The sequence below is a fragment of the Bdellovibrio bacteriovorus genome (assembly GCF_001592745.1).
GTDB classification, from domain to species: domain Bacteria; phylum Bdellovibrionota; class Bdellovibrionia; order Bdellovibrionales; family Bdellovibrionaceae; genus Bdellovibrio; species Bdellovibrio bacteriovorus_B.
Window position 1 is genome coordinate 1,639,840 of sequence record NZ_LUKD01000001.1, and the last position, 13,609, is coordinate 1,653,448.

The 13,609-nt window shown below is 44.0% G+C and carries 14 protein-coding genes; 10 read left to right on the forward strand and 4 right to left on the reverse strand.

Translation table 11 applies throughout. The features are described 5' to 3' along the window. Positions 1-21: 21 nt before the first annotated feature. Positions 22-507, reverse strand: coding sequence for a hypothetical protein (locus tag AZI87_RS07915; protein WP_063206036.1), 486 nt, complete (start codon positions 505-507; stop codon positions 22-24). A gap of 253 nt (positions 508-760) precedes the next feature. Here AZI87_RS07915 and AZI87_RS07920 point away from each other — a divergent pair, with 253 nt between their 5' ends. Beyond that, on the forward strand, positions 761-1,378 hold the full coding sequence (locus AZI87_RS07920) for a hypothetical protein (RefSeq protein ID WP_253696548.1): 618 nt from the start codon (positions 761-763) through the stop codon (positions 1,376-1,378). On the opposite strand, the gene AZI87_RS07925 is transcribed toward AZI87_RS07920, so the two are convergent. Then, on the reverse strand, positions 1,379-1,789 hold the full coding sequence (locus tag AZI87_RS07925) for a JAB domain-containing protein (protein ID WP_253696550.1): 411 nt from the start codon (positions 1,787-1,789) through the stop codon (positions 1,379-1,381). It lies immediately after the preceding gene. Between the two features lie 132 nt (positions 1,790-1,921). On the opposite strand from AZI87_RS07925, the gene lpoB reads away from it, so the two are divergent. Then, entirely contained in the window at positions 1,922-2,521 is a 600-nt protein-coding gene (gene lpoB, locus AZI87_RS07930) for a penicillin-binding protein activator LpoB (RefSeq protein WP_063206037.1), read from the forward strand. A 4-nt stretch (positions 2,522-2,525) separates the two neighbouring features. Beyond that, complete coding sequence (locus tag AZI87_RS07935; RefSeq protein ID WP_063206038.1) at positions 2,526-3,767, forward strand: COG3014 family protein; 1,242 nt, start codon at positions 2,526-2,528, stop codon at positions 3,765-3,767. 53 nt (positions 3,768-3,820) lie between these two features. Here the strand turns inward: AZI87_RS07935 and AZI87_RS07940 are convergent, their stop codons facing one another. Beyond that, positions 3,821-4,345 (reverse strand): polyhydroxyalkanoate synthesis regulator DNA-binding domain-containing protein, encoded by a 525-nt coding sequence (locus tag AZI87_RS07940; RefSeq protein WP_253696552.1) that lies wholly within the window; start codon positions 4,343-4,345, stop codon positions 3,821-3,823. 285 nt (positions 4,346-4,630) lie between these two features. Here AZI87_RS07940 and AZI87_RS07945 point away from each other — a divergent pair, with 285 nt between their 5' ends. Together AZI87_RS07945 and AZI87_RS07950 are read left to right on the forward strand one after the other, a co-directional pair. Continuing rightward, positions 4,631-5,125 (forward strand): hypothetical protein, encoded by a 495-nt coding sequence (locus AZI87_RS07945; RefSeq protein ID WP_063206039.1) that lies wholly within the window; start codon positions 4,631-4,633, stop codon positions 5,123-5,125. 93 nt (positions 5,126-5,218) lie between these two features. After that, on the forward strand, positions 5,219-7,096 hold the full coding sequence (locus tag AZI87_RS07950) for a tetratricopeptide repeat protein (protein WP_063206040.1): 1,878 nt from the start codon (positions 5,219-5,221) through the stop codon (positions 7,094-7,096). Between the two features lie 49 nt (positions 7,097-7,145). On the opposite strand, the gene AZI87_RS07955 is transcribed toward AZI87_RS07950, so the two are convergent. Then, positions 7,146-7,757 carry a hypothetical protein gene (locus AZI87_RS07955; RefSeq protein WP_063206041.1) on the reverse strand — a complete coding sequence of 204 codons (612 nt, stop codon included), beginning with the start codon at positions 7,755-7,757 and terminating at the stop codon, positions 7,146-7,148. Positions 7,758-7,774: 17 nt separating this feature from the next. On the opposite strand from AZI87_RS07955, the gene AZI87_RS07960 reads away from it, so the two are divergent. The 5 genes from AZI87_RS07960 to AZI87_RS07980 all read left to right on the forward strand — a co-directional run bounded on the left by AZI87_RS07960 (position 7,775) and on the right by AZI87_RS07980 (position 13,578). Further along, positions 7,775-8,401 carry a DUF4292 domain-containing protein gene (locus AZI87_RS07960; RefSeq protein WP_063206042.1) on the forward strand — a complete coding sequence of 209 codons (627 nt, stop codon included), beginning with the start codon at positions 7,775-7,777 and terminating at the stop codon, positions 8,399-8,401. A gap of 77 nt (positions 8,402-8,478) precedes the next feature. Beyond that, positions 8,479-10,554 carry a PrkA family serine protein kinase gene (locus AZI87_RS07965; RefSeq protein WP_063206043.1) on the forward strand — a complete coding sequence of 692 codons (2,076 nt, stop codon included), beginning with the start codon at positions 8,479-8,481 and terminating at the stop codon, positions 10,552-10,554. After that, positions 10,554-11,651, forward strand: a complete 1,098-nt coding sequence (locus tag AZI87_RS07970) for a DUF444 family protein (RefSeq protein WP_063206044.1) — start codon at positions 10,554-10,556, stop codon at positions 11,649-11,651. Before AZI87_RS07965 ends, AZI87_RS07970 begins: the two co-directional genes overlap by 1 nt. Before the next feature lie 41 nt (positions 11,652-11,692). Continuing rightward, positions 11,693-13,219, forward strand: a complete 1,527-nt coding sequence (locus tag AZI87_RS07975) for a SpoVR family protein (protein WP_063206045.1) — start codon at positions 11,693-11,695, stop codon at positions 13,217-13,219. Next, complete coding sequence (locus tag AZI87_RS07980) at positions 13,216-13,578, forward strand: translation initiation factor (protein WP_063206046.1); 363 nt, start codon at positions 13,216-13,218, stop codon at positions 13,576-13,578. The genes AZI87_RS07975 and AZI87_RS07980 overlap by 4 nt, the downstream gene beginning before the upstream one ends. The last annotated feature ends 31 nt before the right edge of the window (positions 13,579-13,609 follow it).

Genomic DNA, 13,609 nt, shown 5'->3' on the forward strand with positions numbered 1-13,609 from the left:
AGTTTTTAATTGTTCGAAAAATTAGTTAGCCTCGATAGCGATCGTCAAAGTATCTTGATAAGTACCAGCTGCCGCGTTTGCATAAGCCGCTACATCCACCGTCACTTCAGAAGAATCTGTAGTAAGACCAGTCAATGAGCTTACGTTTTTCACAACAACACCCGCAACCGTTGGAGTGACTGCTGCCGCGCCATCATAACCGATTTTATAAGTCGTTTTTTGTGCAGAGTTTGTCGTGTGTCTTAATTCGCCGCCAGTAGCAGAAGAAATTTTGATTTTATAACCATTTAAGTTGTTGGAAGTCTCAGAGACTGTCGCAACATTTTTATTAGTTTCACCCGCAGTGATGTTCAACGAAGTATTGTTCGCCGTGTTTGCGGTAACAACGATATCGTTAACTACGTTGACTGTCCCTTGAAGCAATAGGGTGCCTGAAGAGGCTGCCATAGCTGTCGAACCAAGTGCCAATGTCGCCATGACTGCCGTCGCAATTTTAGTGATTCTCATGTAAAAGATCCTTTCCATATTCGGAGAATTATTGTTTTAACTTTCACAGAATCTTTACTTCATGGGTTGTGCCATTACCGGCGAGCAATTATTTGGAAAAGGAAACACGTGGATCTGTCTAAGAGTTAGACACTTTACCCAATCTTGCTTTACAGGCCTTTAACTCTGACAGCAGAAGTCTGTGGAGCTGTAATGATTTGAGGAAGACTCTTTTTGTTAAGAAATCATCTATTTAAGCCGATAAGGGCACTGTATGGCAGCCAAACCGGAACAAAAGGACCAAAAAGAAAGATCGATGCTTTTGGCACTTCTGCTTTTTTTAGGAGCAGCAGGGCTGATCTTTGCTTCGTTGGGAGAGCCGGATCCTAAGCCTGCGCCTGAAGGTGTTTCCGCAAAATTGAAATCTGAAAAATATGAAAAGTCCGTGAATAAACATTTGATGCTGACCAATGAGCGCATGGAATTAGAGCGTCAACGTATGGCGGTTGAAAACGCGCGCTTGCTGAATACGGAGTTCAATAAAACTCACGCGCAACAAGCTTATCAAAATAGCGATAGCCTAGATCTAAGCGTTGATAATCGCGCCGCAGAACTTGCTAATGAGTTAGGGCGAGGAGAGAAAAAAGAACAAGCCATGACCCCTGATGAAATTGTTCAGCGTGAACTTTTCAATCAGCAGCAGATGCACGAGTATTCTCAAGCCTATAAAGAAGAATACGCACGTCAGTTCATCGAAAATGCTCGTCGTGGTGGATACAAAGTCATCTTAAGTGAAGATTTAAGCCGTGTTATTTCCGTGCAGCCATTGAGACGTGGAAATCCAAATTCCATGGAACTCTTCGGTGGCGGCGGCGACGACTTCCTTCAATAATTAATATAAATACTGAGTTGAACTTCTTCGCCATTTCTTAAAATGACCATGATCGGCCATGCTGTAGTACTGGGTCTGTGTCACTATTAAATGATCGTTGAGTGGAATCTGAAACATCGTCGCTAGCTGATAGATTTTGCGGGTGATGATTAAGTCCTGCTCGGATGGAAGAGCCTGATTGCTGGGATGATTGTGAGCTAGAACGAAAGAGCTCGCGTTACACAAAATGAGTGTGCGAAAAATATCACGGGGATGAACCAGACAATGATCCGCAGTGCCGCGAAAAATCATTTCCTTCTGCACCATTTCCATTTGTGAATTTAAAGCGATGAGCCAAAGCTCCTCTGCATAAGGGTTTATTTGCGCGCGGAGTAATTCGTAGGCCTGCAGGCTTGAGGACACTTCATTCATAACTGAATAAACTGCAAATGAGCCGGTGTTTCAGAACTGGATCTAAGGGTTTTACTGGTTTTTGATTCGGACTTGCGTGTCCGAAATCCTCGACATAGACTTTCTGGGTATCCATTATTCAGGGAAGGTAATATGAAAAAGAATCTTACTTTAGCAGCTCTCTCTCTTTCATTCGTGGCGTTGGCTAGTTGTGGACCAAAGGCATTCCAAAAAGGTCAATACGACGATGTGAACCGCGAAAACTTGATGAATGATCAATGGTCAGAAACAGACATGCAAAAAGCTGTGACTGATTTAGTTGCTAGCTTGATGAATGCGCCAGCGATCAACAACGCTAAAAAAATGCCAGTTGTAATGGTGACGGGTCTTCAAAATAAAACAAGTGAGCATATCGACACACAAAGCATCATGGACATGGTTCGCGTCGAGCTTATGAAGTCCGGTAAAGTCGGTTTCATCGATAAAGAAGCTCGCCAAGATATCTCTGATGAATACAACTACCAAAACTCTGGAATGGTAGAGCAAGAGTCTAAAAAAGGCCCTGGTGGCCAAATTGGCGCCGACTTCATCATCAACGGTCGCCTTGATTCCATCGTACAAGAAGTTGGTAAAGACAAATCTGTGTACTACAAGTTGACTTTGAATCTGACGAACTTGAAAACAAGCATGATCACTTGGTCTGATCAAAAACAAATCCGTAAAACATTTAAGAAAAAAGCGGTTGGTCTTTAATTAGATGAAACTGAATTTGCAAAGACTCACGCCTGTCGTGGGTCTTTTTTTAGCTTTGCATCTTGTCGGCTGCGCGACCTATCAGAATAAAGTTCAAGAAGCTCGCGCTGCCATGTCTCGCCGTGATTACGAAAAAGCGATCGCGGATCTTAAGCCGTTGGCTGAAACTCAGAACGACGATCAACTGGTTTATCTCTTGGATTATGGTGTAGCCTTGCAGGTTGCGGGAAAGCTGAAAGAAAGTAATCAGGTCTTTTTGCAGGCGGACCGTCTTGCGGAGATGGTGGACTATCAGTCTGTTTCGCGTATCGCTGGTTCCTTGGCACTTAATGAAGAAATGGTGCAATACAAGGGCGATACTTTTGAAAAGATCTTTATCAATGCTTATCTAGCGATGAATTTCCTAGAGCTAAATCAATTGGATGATGCTCTGGTTGAAGCTCGTCGTATCAACGAAAAATATTTAAAGTATCGCGCTGATGAAAAGAAGACTTTTGAGCTGAATTCATTCAGTAAATATTTGTCGGCTGTCGTTTGGGAAGCCAGCCGAAATTACGATGATGCTTACATCGCCTATGCGGAAGCATATAAAATTGATCCGACTATTTCGACGATTCGTGAGGATCTGATTCGCTCCGCAAAGCTGGCTCGTCGTATGGATACCTATCAGGATTGGAAAAAGAAATTCCCAGACGTGAAAGAAGACAGCGCTTGGTATGACCGCAGTTTGGGTGAGCTTGTCATTATTTATCAACAAGGTTGGGGTCCTCGAAAAGCACAAAGTCCGAATGAATACCGCTTTCCAACTTTGGTGCCGGTTTATAGCGAAACTCAAAAAGCGCGTCTGAATATCATCGGTAAAAATTATTTAAGCCGCGAAGTTTATGATGTGCAAAGTGCCGCCATTCAAACGTTGAACGAAGACCAAGGTATCTTGATCGCAAAACGTGTGGCCGGAGTTGCCACTAAAGCAGTGTTGTCAGATCAGGTCCGTCAAAAAGACGAACTCTTGGGGACTTTGACTTGGATTGCTTTGAACGTTGCGGACCGCGCCGACGTTCGTCAATGGTCGACACTCCCGCAGACAATTCAAACTATCCGCGTGCCCCTCGCGCCCGGCAAATACACCTTTAATATTGAAGGTCTGAATGTTTCTGGAGCCTCCACGGGGGAGGTATTAGAAAACCGCGAAATCGAAATTCGCCCAGGTCAGAAAAAGTTCGTGATCTGGCGATCCTTGAAATAAAAAAAGCCCCGCAATTGCGAGGCTTTTAAGTAACTTCGAATTTACTTCAAATCTTAGTTGTTCAACAAAGAAGAACCAGGAAGGTTTGGAGTTTCGTCGTCTTGTTGCAAACCAGGAAGAACAGTCGCTTTTTCAGCAGCTACTTTAGCAGTAGTGTCTGTGTTGTAGCGAGTTGCAGCAGTAGCAACGCGGTTTTCCAAGTTTTGTTTAACGCTGTCTGTAGAAGCGTTTTCGATCACTGTGTTAACTTGTTGCTTAGTCATGTAGTCCTGAGGGAACGCGCCAAGCTTAGCCAAGTAACCAGAGATGCTTCCGTTACCGTTTTGGATGATTTCACGAAGAGTGAAAAGAGGAGCGTATTGAGATGCTTTCTTTTCTGCTTCGAAAATAATCTGAGTCAAAGTAGCAGCAGTGATATCGTTTTTAGATTTATTATCGATAACCATTACTTCTTCGTTCGTGCGGATCATCTTAGCGATATCGTCCAAAGTAACGTAGCAGCTTTGTTGAGTGTCGTAGAGTTTGCGGTTCTGATAGCGCTTGATGATTTTTACTTTAGAATTTGGCTTCGATGTCATTGTTTCGTTTTGGTTGATCAAAAGTGCCTCCCAATTTGAAATTTCCCCAAAGTCTCAAGGAGATATGGCTGCTAAATGATTCAGCGTCCCCTTGCAGATGGGCGCAACCTATCCCTGCCGCCACCCCTTGTCAAGGGGTCCTCAAATCAAAAGAAAAGACTCTAGGCGTTATTTTTTCTGCAAACTGCCATTAGTTTTTTCGAAATTCACAGACCTTTGTCTAAAGTTTTTTCCAAAGCCCGCCGAAATGTATTTATACCAACTTTCTTGGCGGGAAGTAATTTAATGAAAAATGAGCAAAAACAAGAGTTTAAGTCCTCTGGAGTCCTGGCCCTACTGGGTCTCGTCGGTTTCTCTACGGCGATTATAGCGACCCCTTGGAACCGCCAAATTCAGGATTCTCGCAGCGAACTTGCCCGCCAAAAAGCGGAAGTTGTTGGATATCAAGTCATCCAGATTTACCGCGAAGCAACAAAATCAGCTGCCAATTCACATATGCCCAAAACCCGTATTCCGGCTTCTGTGGCTGAAGAAACGGCCCTCTCCCCTGAAAATATTCGCAGTACGGGGACAATGGGGGTGGATCCGTGGGGGCAACCTTATAAGTACCGTATCTTGTCGGGAAACCAAGTCGGTAAGATTCGTATTGTCGTTTGGTCCTCGGGTCCAAACCAAAAAGTCGACACGACAAATTTAGAAAATGAAGAAATCGCTCTTAAAGAACAGCCTGTTTACTCCGGTGACGATGTAGGAGTCCTTCTGAGCATGTCTCAGAATTAGAACTCTTTCTGATCACGGCCTAGGTCGCGATGAAGTCCTGATACATCAACAAAATCTCAAAACATGCCGATCAGCATGTAACTAGGAGATCAGATGTTTTTATTCACTAGGACTTCCTTAATCCCTATTTTGTTGGCGCTGACGGCATGTGCGACGTTCACACAGAACGACGCGGACAAAGCCACGTATTATGAAGCGTCATTCGATGACAAAAACAGAGCTCCTGCATCTTTTGCTCCTGCAATCGTGGCGCAAGATGGAAGCGCCAAGTTAGATCCTCTCTACATGCGCACTCAAGCAGACTACCATTTCGCAATGGGTGAGGCTTACAGCCTTGACGGCAACTCGCAAAAAGCGATCGAAGCTTTCAAAACCGTGTTGGTGTACGATCAAGAGTCTCCAGCCGTGAACATGCGTTTGGCAGCTGAATTCCTGAAACAAGGCATGATCTCTGAATCCTTGGTGCAGGCGGAAGAGGCTGTTAAAAAAGATCCCAAAAATGTAGACGCTCACTTATTGCTTGGCGGTTTGTATTCATCAATGAAGCTTTACCCAAAAGCTTTGGCAGAATACTCGACAGTGATGAAACTTCAGCCTTCGAATACGGAAGCTCCACTTTACATTGGTGCTCTTTACTCTGAACAAAAGCAATCAGACAAAGCCGTTCAGTATTTTGAATCCTTGTTGAAAAATCCTGACTACACGACACCGTACCTAGCTCACTACTACATCGGTCGTGTGCGCATGGAGCAACCGGAAGCGAAATACCAAAAAGCCTCTGAAGAGTCCTTCAAAAAGACTCTGCAGTTAAAACCTGACTTTGCAGACGCTCTTCTTTCTTTGGGTTCGCTGTATGCCAAACAAAAGAAGGAAGACAAAGCAATCGCGATGTACAAAGAGTTCCAGAAGGAAAATACTCCAAGTCCACGTATTGCGGAAGTTCTGGCGCAAATCTATATCGAGCAAGGTGACTACGAAAATGCCTATGACCAATTGGCTATCGTGGAATCTGAATCAGAAGAACCCCTGAATGTGCGTATGAAGATGGCGTTGATCTTGATCGAACAAAAACGTTACGACCAAGCGGCGCAAAAATTAGAAGATGTACTGAAAGAAGCTCCGGATTCAGATAAAGTTCGTTTCTATCTTGCAGCGGTTTACGAAGAAACACGCAAAGCTGAAAAAGCAGTGAAGGAATATCGCAAGATTCCTGCAAACAGCACTTACTATGGTGAGGCTGTTGTGCACGCGGCTTATCTTTTAAAAGGCCTGGGCCGTTTGGAAGAGGGCTTGGAAGTTGCAGCAAAAGGTTTGAAGGAACGTCAAGATCAGCCGCAAATCTACGCGATGTATGCTTCTTTGCTAGATGAAAAGACAGATTATAAAGGCGCCTCAAAAATCTTGGAGCAAGGTTTAGAGAAGTTTCCAGACAACGCGCAACTTCGTTTTTACTACGGCACTATTAATGATCGCTTGGGAAATAAAGAAGTTGTTGTGACAGAAATGCAAAAGGTTTTGGATCTTGATCCGAACCACGTGCAGGGCTTGAACTATCTTGCTTTCACTTGGGCTGAGATGGGTGTGCAACTTCCGCAAGCAGAGAAGTTGGCTCGTCGTGCTCTAGAGCTGGAACCAAAAGACGGTTATGTCCTGGATACTTTGGGTTGGATCTTGTACAAGCAGAACAAGTTCACCGAGTCGATCAAGTTCTTAGAAGCGGCTCACAAGTATCAAGCGACAGTGAGTATCATCGCAGAGCACTTGGGCGACGCTTACTTAAAGCAATCAATGGTAGAAAAAGCCAAGAAAATGTATCGTAAAGCCGCTGATCTTGAAACGGATAAAAAGAAAGTCGAAGAGATCCGCAGCAAAATCACTGCGATCGAAAAGCAAGAGCTTCTTTCGCCAAGAATGCCAGCATCGGCTCCTAAAACAGAAGTGCCGATTGCAGAGCATGATACGACGAAATAATAAGTAAAATATTGAAACAAGAAAGGGCTGCGGTAAAAACGCGGCCCTTTTACTTTTTGACAAACTTAGTTTTCATCTCTGTGTAGGAATAATAACTGCTAAAAAAGAGCACGGGAAAAGCCACTAGAAATCCAATTCCCCAAGTCATGCCCGCTACTAAAAGTAAAAGCGCCAAATAAAAACTCACTACGAAATAGTGACGAATGTTTTTCATAGAAGCCAGGCCCACGATATCCACGGCTTCTGCTAACCCAGTGCCGGTGTCCAGGCGATATCGTAAAGCATGTGTGAGCACTAAATAAAAGAAAGCCCCTAAAATAAAAAGACCGAGAGATAAAGGTGCTCCCGAAAGATATTCCTGAGGACTTTGCAAGATTCCAAAAGAGGACCCAATAAGCACGGTTGTAGGAAACAAAATCAAACTGGTAACGATAAAAGGAAGTAAGGACTCTTTTATTGTTGAAAGATCTTTCCAGTTCTTTCCTTCAATCCAACGATCCGTGAGATGTTGAAGGACTAATAGAGCAAAAGCCGTCAACACGGCGCTAACGTAAGGGATATGGCGCAATGAGAATGCGACCACAAAACCAAGGGCTCCAAGAATAAGACTGTATTTCCACTGGTTTTTCAGCTGAATCAGCGCTTGTTTAAAAGAATTCATTTCTCTATGCTAAGGCAATGATGACAACTATCAATTATTTTTTGCTGATTGTATTAACCGCTTTCGTATCTGGTTGTGTCACCAAGACGGTGAAGCAAGGAGCTTATCAAAAAGCTCAATGGGAAACTAAAGCCCTTATAAAGGACGAGAAGCAGAATAAGACGCAGTCATTAAATATAGATATTTATGCGATCAAAAATGAAAGAGCGCGGTTGGAAATTTCAGCGATGCTGGGATACCAGGTTGCCAGCTTGGTCATGAGTCCGTCTGAAATTTCCTATGTGATTTATCCGCAGAAAACTTTTTTTTATGGCAGAAATTCAGAGCGTGCGTTCAGTCGTATGATTGATTTGCCATTGCACCCTATGAATCTTGCCAATATCGCTTTTGATGAGCCTGTGCGCGGCCCCGGCTGGCAATGCACGCTTGCGACGGACGGCTGGATCTCTCAATGTGACAATTTACAAAGGAACCTTCGCGTTGTTTGGTCAAATCGAAATGAAGGTGAGAAAAAAGTAGTTATTACGGGCCCGCAATTTGAAATGCAGTGGCAATTCCCTGCGCCCCAGACTGAAGTCCAGTTTAAAAATGACCTTTTCACATTGAGACAGCCCTCGGGGTTCAAAGCAATACAAATAAATTAATTAACTCGTTAACCGTCTAGTATTGAGGCATAATCTTATGGAAGTAGGTGTGTCACCAAGCACCTGAGGGAGAGATTATGGCCTCTAAGTTTGATCTTCAATCGTTGGTCAGTAACTGGCAGAACTCGAGCACTCACGCTAAAGAGCATTGGAGTGGGACCTTCGAAGAGTATCTCGATCTTGTAAAACAAAATCCTAAAATCACGAGGAATGCTTATCAGCGCATGTACGACATGATCGTTGAAGAAGGCACCGAAACGTATCTGGATTTCAAAAAAGAAGTCGTCAGATACAAGTTCTTCGATGATACCTTCAACAACGGAAAAGATGCCGTCTTCGGCCTCGATGTTCAATTGATGAAATTGGTGAACGTACTTAAAGCGGCCGCTTTGGGGTACGGAACTGAAAAACGTGTGATCTTGCTTCACGGTCCGGTGGGAAGTGCGAAGTCCACAATCTGCCGCATGTTGAAAAAAGGTCTTGAGCGCTACTCGCACACAAAATCAGGTGCAATGTACACGTTTGAATGGATTGATGAAAAATTAGAACTTGATGGCATTCTAGGTAAAGGTGTGAAGGTGTTCCCTTCGCCGATGAACGAAGAGCCTTTGCTCCTAATTCCCGAAGAGCTTCGTCAAAGTGTGTATGAGTCCTTGAATAAAGGACAAGAAGGTTCTTACCGCGTGCATGTTGATGGGGAGCTCAGCCCTCCTTCACGCTTTATCTTCAAACAATTGATGGAAAAATACGATGGCAACTTGATGAAAGTTCTTGAGCACGTTCGTGTGAGAAGACTCTTCATCTCGGAAGCAGATCGTATTGGTATCGGTACTTTCCAACCTAAAGACGAAAAGAATCAGGACTCTACAGAGCTTACGGGCGATATCAATTATCGCAAGATTGCTGAATATGGATCTGATTCGGATCCTCGTGCATTTAACTTTGACGGGGAGTTCAACGTTGCTAATCGCGGTATGATTGAGTTCGTCGAGGTTCTTAAACTTGACGTGGCTTTCTTGTACGACCTTTTGGGAGCGTCACAAGAACACAGAGTTAAACCTAAGAAATTCGCTCAAACTCATATCGATGAAGTGATTATCGGACACACGAATGAACCAGAATACCGTCGTCTTCAAGACAACGAATTCATGGAAGCTCTTCGTGACCGTACAGTGAAGATCGATATTCCTTATATCACTCGTTGGAGAGACGAAATCAACATCTACAAGCGTGATTTCAATTCTCAAAAAGTCCGTGGTTTAAGTATTGCGCCTCACACGGTTGAGATGGCGGCGATGTGGGCTATTCTGACTCGTTTGGAAAAGCCGAAGAAAGCCAACCTCACTCGTTTACAAAAACTAAAACTCTACAATGGTAAGACGTTACCGAATTACACCGAAGACAACGTGCGTGAGCTTCGTAAAGAAGCCAATCGCGAAGGTCTTGAAGGTATTTCGGCTCGTTATATCCAGGATAAACTTTCTAATGCCCTGGTTGCGGCTCAACAGTCCAATAAAGGCTCTGTGAATCCGTTCATGGTGTTTAAGGAACTTGAATCCGGTCTTAAGAATCACTCGTTGATTTCTAACGAAGAGCTTAAGAGCGAATACAAAGAACTTCTAGGCGTGGTTCTTCAGGAATACGAAGAAATCATTAAAGCGGAAGTTCAAAGAGCGATCAGCGCCGATGAAAGCGCGATGCAAAGACTTTGCGCGAACTACATCGACAATGTGAAAGCTTACACTCAACGTGAAAAAGTACGTAATCAGTTCACGGGCAATGATGAAGAGCCGGATGAGCGTTTGATGCGATCTATTGAAGAGAAAATTGAGATCCCTGAATCTCGTAAAGATGATTTCCGTCGTGAGATCATGAATTACATCGGGGCGTTGGCTTTGGAAGGCAAGAAGTTCAATTACAAAATGAACGAACGTCTTCATAAAGCGATTGAATTGAAACTCTTTGAGGATCAAAAAGACAGCATCAAACTTACGACTTTAGTGAGCAACGTTGCTGATAAAGATACTCAAGAAAAAATTGATATCGTTAAAACTCGTCTCATCAAGGACTTCGGGTACGATGAAATCTCTGCGACGGACGTTCTACACTACGTTGCAAGTATCTTCGCCCGCGGGGATGTAAAGAATAAATAATGTCGATTCGGGAAGACAATAACAGGTTCAGAGAAATCGTTAAGGGCAAGGTCAAAGAAGATCTTCGCAAGTATGTCTCCCAGGGCGAAATGATTGGGAAGCGAGAGGAGGAGTACGTTAAAATTCCTCTTCCTCGCATTGATATTCCTAACTTCCGTTACGGTCCTAAGCAACAGGGCGGTGTCGGTCAAGGGGAAGGTCAACCCGGTCAAGACGTCGGCGATCCAGGTGAAGGTGGGCAAGGACAGGCCGGAGAAGCTCCTGGAGAGCATCTTTTGGAAGTCGAACTTTCCATGGAAGAGTTGGCAGATATTCTTGGTGAGAAGTTACAACTTCCGCGCATTGAGCCTAAAGGTGCAAAGAATATTGAATCCTTAAAGACGAAGTTTACGGGACTTGCTCCGGTGGGGCCTGAAGGTCTTCGTCATTTTAAATCTTCTTATAAAAGAGCTTTAAAACGTATGGTGGGTGCTGGCACCTACAACCCGGAAGAGCCGCTAGTGTTGCCGATCCGCAGAGATATGCAATACAAGTCCTTCAAAAAAGTGAATCAACCGCAAACCCAAGCCGTGGTGATTTACATGATGGACGTGTCAGGCAGTATGGGTGACGAGCAAAAAGAAATCGTTCGTCTGGAAAGCTTCTGGATCAACACGTGGTTAAAGAAACATTATAAGGGTTTAGAGACTCGTTTCATTATTCACGATGCCGCCGCGAAAGAAGTGGACGAAGATACTTTCTTTAGAACCAGTGAATCAGGCGGAACCTTGATCAGCTCTGCTTATAAGCTCTGTCAGGAAATCATCCTGAAAGACTATCCCGTTCATGAGTGGAATATTTATCCCTTCCATTTCAGTGACGGTGATAACTGGTCGGGTGAAGACACCCGTTTGTGTATTAAGATGATGACTGAATTCTTCCTTCCGAACTGCAACGTCTTTAGCTACGGGCAGGTGGAAAGTAAATACGGAAGTGGTCAGTTCCTTAAAGATTTACAAAAAGAATTTGGCAACGACGAAAGACTCACTCTGAGCCAAATCGAAAACCGCGACAAGATCCTTGATTCTATCAAGGACTTCTTGGGTAAAGGCCGCTAAACGAAAAGGGACCACATGCCTTTTTCCAACGGAGATGAGTTATGGCGAATTTAACTCCCGAATTAGAAGCAGAAAGAAAAAGAATCTGTCAGATTGCGAAAGACGCAGGGCTGGATTTTTTTGAAACTATTTTCGAGTTGATCACTTATGATCAAATCAACCAATTTGCGGCTTACGGCGGTTTTCCCGTTCGTTACCCACATTGGAAATTCGGGATGGAGTACGAGCATCTTTCAAAGAGCTACGAGTACGGTCTATCAAAAATCTATGAAATGGTGATCAACACAGATCCTTGCTATGCCTACTTAATGGAAGGCAACGCGATGATGGATCAAAAGCTCGTGATGGCTCACGTGTATGGTCACTGCGATTTCTTTAAGAACAATATCTGGTTTTCAAAAACGAATCGTAAAATGATGGACCAGATGGCGAACCATGCGACGCGCATTCGTCGCTACATGGATCGTTACGGATATGAAACTGTGGAAAGCTTCATTGATGTTTGCCTTAGTTTAGAAAATTTGATCGATCGCTACAGTCCGTATGTGGAAAAGTCTGTGGCTAAGCCGGCAGAGTCACGTCCACAAGAGCCTAATTATCTTTTGCGAGTGGATCGCTCTTACATGCGCGACTATATCAATCCGCCATCTTTTGTCGAAGAACAAAAAAAGAAGGCAGAGGAAGAGGCGCAACACCGCGCTCAACGCTTCCCGCAAGAGCCTGAAAAAGACATTCTAAATTTCTTTATTCACCATGCTCCGTTGACAGACTGGCAGCAAGACGTACTTTCGATCATCCGCGATGAAGCTTACTACTTCTCTCCTCAAGGGATGACGAAAACCATGAATGAAGGTTGGGCTTCGTATTGGCATTCGCACTTGATGACGACGAAGATCTTAAATGATTCTGAAATCATCGACTTTGCCGATCATCATAGTGGAACGATGGCGATGGCACCGAACGGCTACAATCCTTACAAGGTGGGCATTGAGCTGTTCCGCGATATCGAAGAAAGATGGAACAAAGGTCAATTCGGTCGCGAATGGGAAGAATGCGACGACGTCCGTGAGCGTAAGAACTGGAACAGGGACTTGCGTTTAGGACGTGAAAAAATCTTTGAAGTTCGTAAAGTCTGTAACGACGTTACGTTCATTGACCAATTCCTGACAGAAGACTTCTGCGTTCGTAACAAATTGTTCGTATACAAGTTCAATAAGAAGACAGGTAAGTTTGAGGTCGATACCAAAGACTTCAAGGCTATTAAAGCTCAATTATTGTTCCATATGACAAACTTCGGTCAGCCGATCATTCGCATCGAAGATGCCAATTTCGAAAATCGCGGCGAACTTTTGCTGACACATCTGCATGAAGGCATTGATATGCAACCGGACTTCATGAGCGAGACCCTTAAAAACGTCTTCAAGATGTGGAAGCGACCAGTAAACTTGGCGACAATCATGGATGAAACCCCGCAGCTTTTTAGATTCGACGGAAAGGAGTATACACAGCATAAGTTGGGTGAAGAACCCACTCCGAATCCATCGAATTCAGAAAGCTCCGGTTCATGAAAAATACTCGCTTAGTTTTTAGCACTGATCCAAAAGAGAACGTTCGTTGTCCTAAATGTAAACAGCTTCAGGCCGAGTGCAACTGCGTGCCTGAGGACTCTGTGACGGACGGGCAATATACTGTCATCTTTCGCCTTGAAAAGGGCGGTAGAGGCGGAAAAACGGTCACTGTGATGGACGGCTTTCCTAGAAACGAGGAGTTCCTTAAGAATCTTGCTAAGGAACTTAAAGCAAAGTGCGGCGTTGGTGGCACTCACATTCTTTCCCCAAAAAGTGGTATAATCGAAATTCAAGGTGACAAACGCGACCAACTTAAGAAAATACTTGAGTCCAAGCGCATTAAATATAAGGGTGTTTAAAACTGGACCCCATGCAGCTTGTCTTTTCGTT

Coding starts and splice junctions, on each gene's coding strand:
- AZI87_RS07940 (WP_253696552.1), bottom strand. CDS start 4,345: ATGACATCGAAGCCAAATTCTAAAGTAAAAATCATCAAGCGCTATCAG.
- AZI87_RS07935 (WP_063206038.1), top strand. CDS start 2,526: ATGAAACTGAATTTGCAAAGACTCACGCCTGTCGTGGGTCTTTTTTTA.
- AZI87_RS07980 (WP_063206046.1), top strand. CDS start 13,216: ATGAAAAATACTCGCTTAGTTTTTAGCACTGATCCAAAAGAGAACGTT.
- AZI87_RS07945 (WP_063206039.1), top strand. CDS start 4,631: ATGAAAAATGAGCAAAAACAAGAGTTTAAGTCCTCTGGAGTCCTGGCC.
- AZI87_RS07960 (WP_063206042.1), top strand. CDS start 7,775: ATGATGACAACTATCAATTATTTTTTGCTGATTGTATTAACCGCTTTC.
- AZI87_RS07915 (WP_063206036.1), bottom strand. CDS start 507: ATGAGAATCACTAAAATTGCGACGGCAGTCATGGCGACATTGGCACTT.
- AZI87_RS07950 (WP_063206040.1), top strand. CDS start 5,219: ATGTTTTTATTCACTAGGACTTCCTTAATCCCTATTTTGTTGGCGCTG.
- lpoB (WP_063206037.1), top strand. CDS start 1,922: ATGAAAAAGAATCTTACTTTAGCAGCTCTCTCTCTTTCATTCGTGGCG.
- AZI87_RS07920 (WP_253696548.1), top strand. CDS start 761: ATGGCAGCCAAACCGGAACAAAAGGACCAAAAAGAAAGATCGATGCTT.
- AZI87_RS07975 (WP_063206045.1), top strand. CDS start 11,693: ATGGCGAATTTAACTCCCGAATTAGAAGCAGAAAGAAAAAGAATCTGT.
- AZI87_RS07970 (WP_063206044.1), top strand. CDS start 10,554: ATGTCGATTCGGGAAGACAATAACAGGTTCAGAGAAATCGTTAAGGGC.
- AZI87_RS07925 (WP_253696550.1), bottom strand. CDS start 1,789: ATGAATGAAGTGTCCTCAAGCCTGCAGGCCTACGAATTACTCCGCGCG.
- AZI87_RS07965 (WP_063206043.1), top strand. CDS start 8,479: ATGGCCTCTAAGTTTGATCTTCAATCGTTGGTCAGTAACTGGCAGAAC.
- AZI87_RS07955 (WP_063206041.1), bottom strand. CDS start 7,757: ATGAATTCTTTTAAACAAGCGCTGATTCAGCTGAAAAACCAGTGGAAA.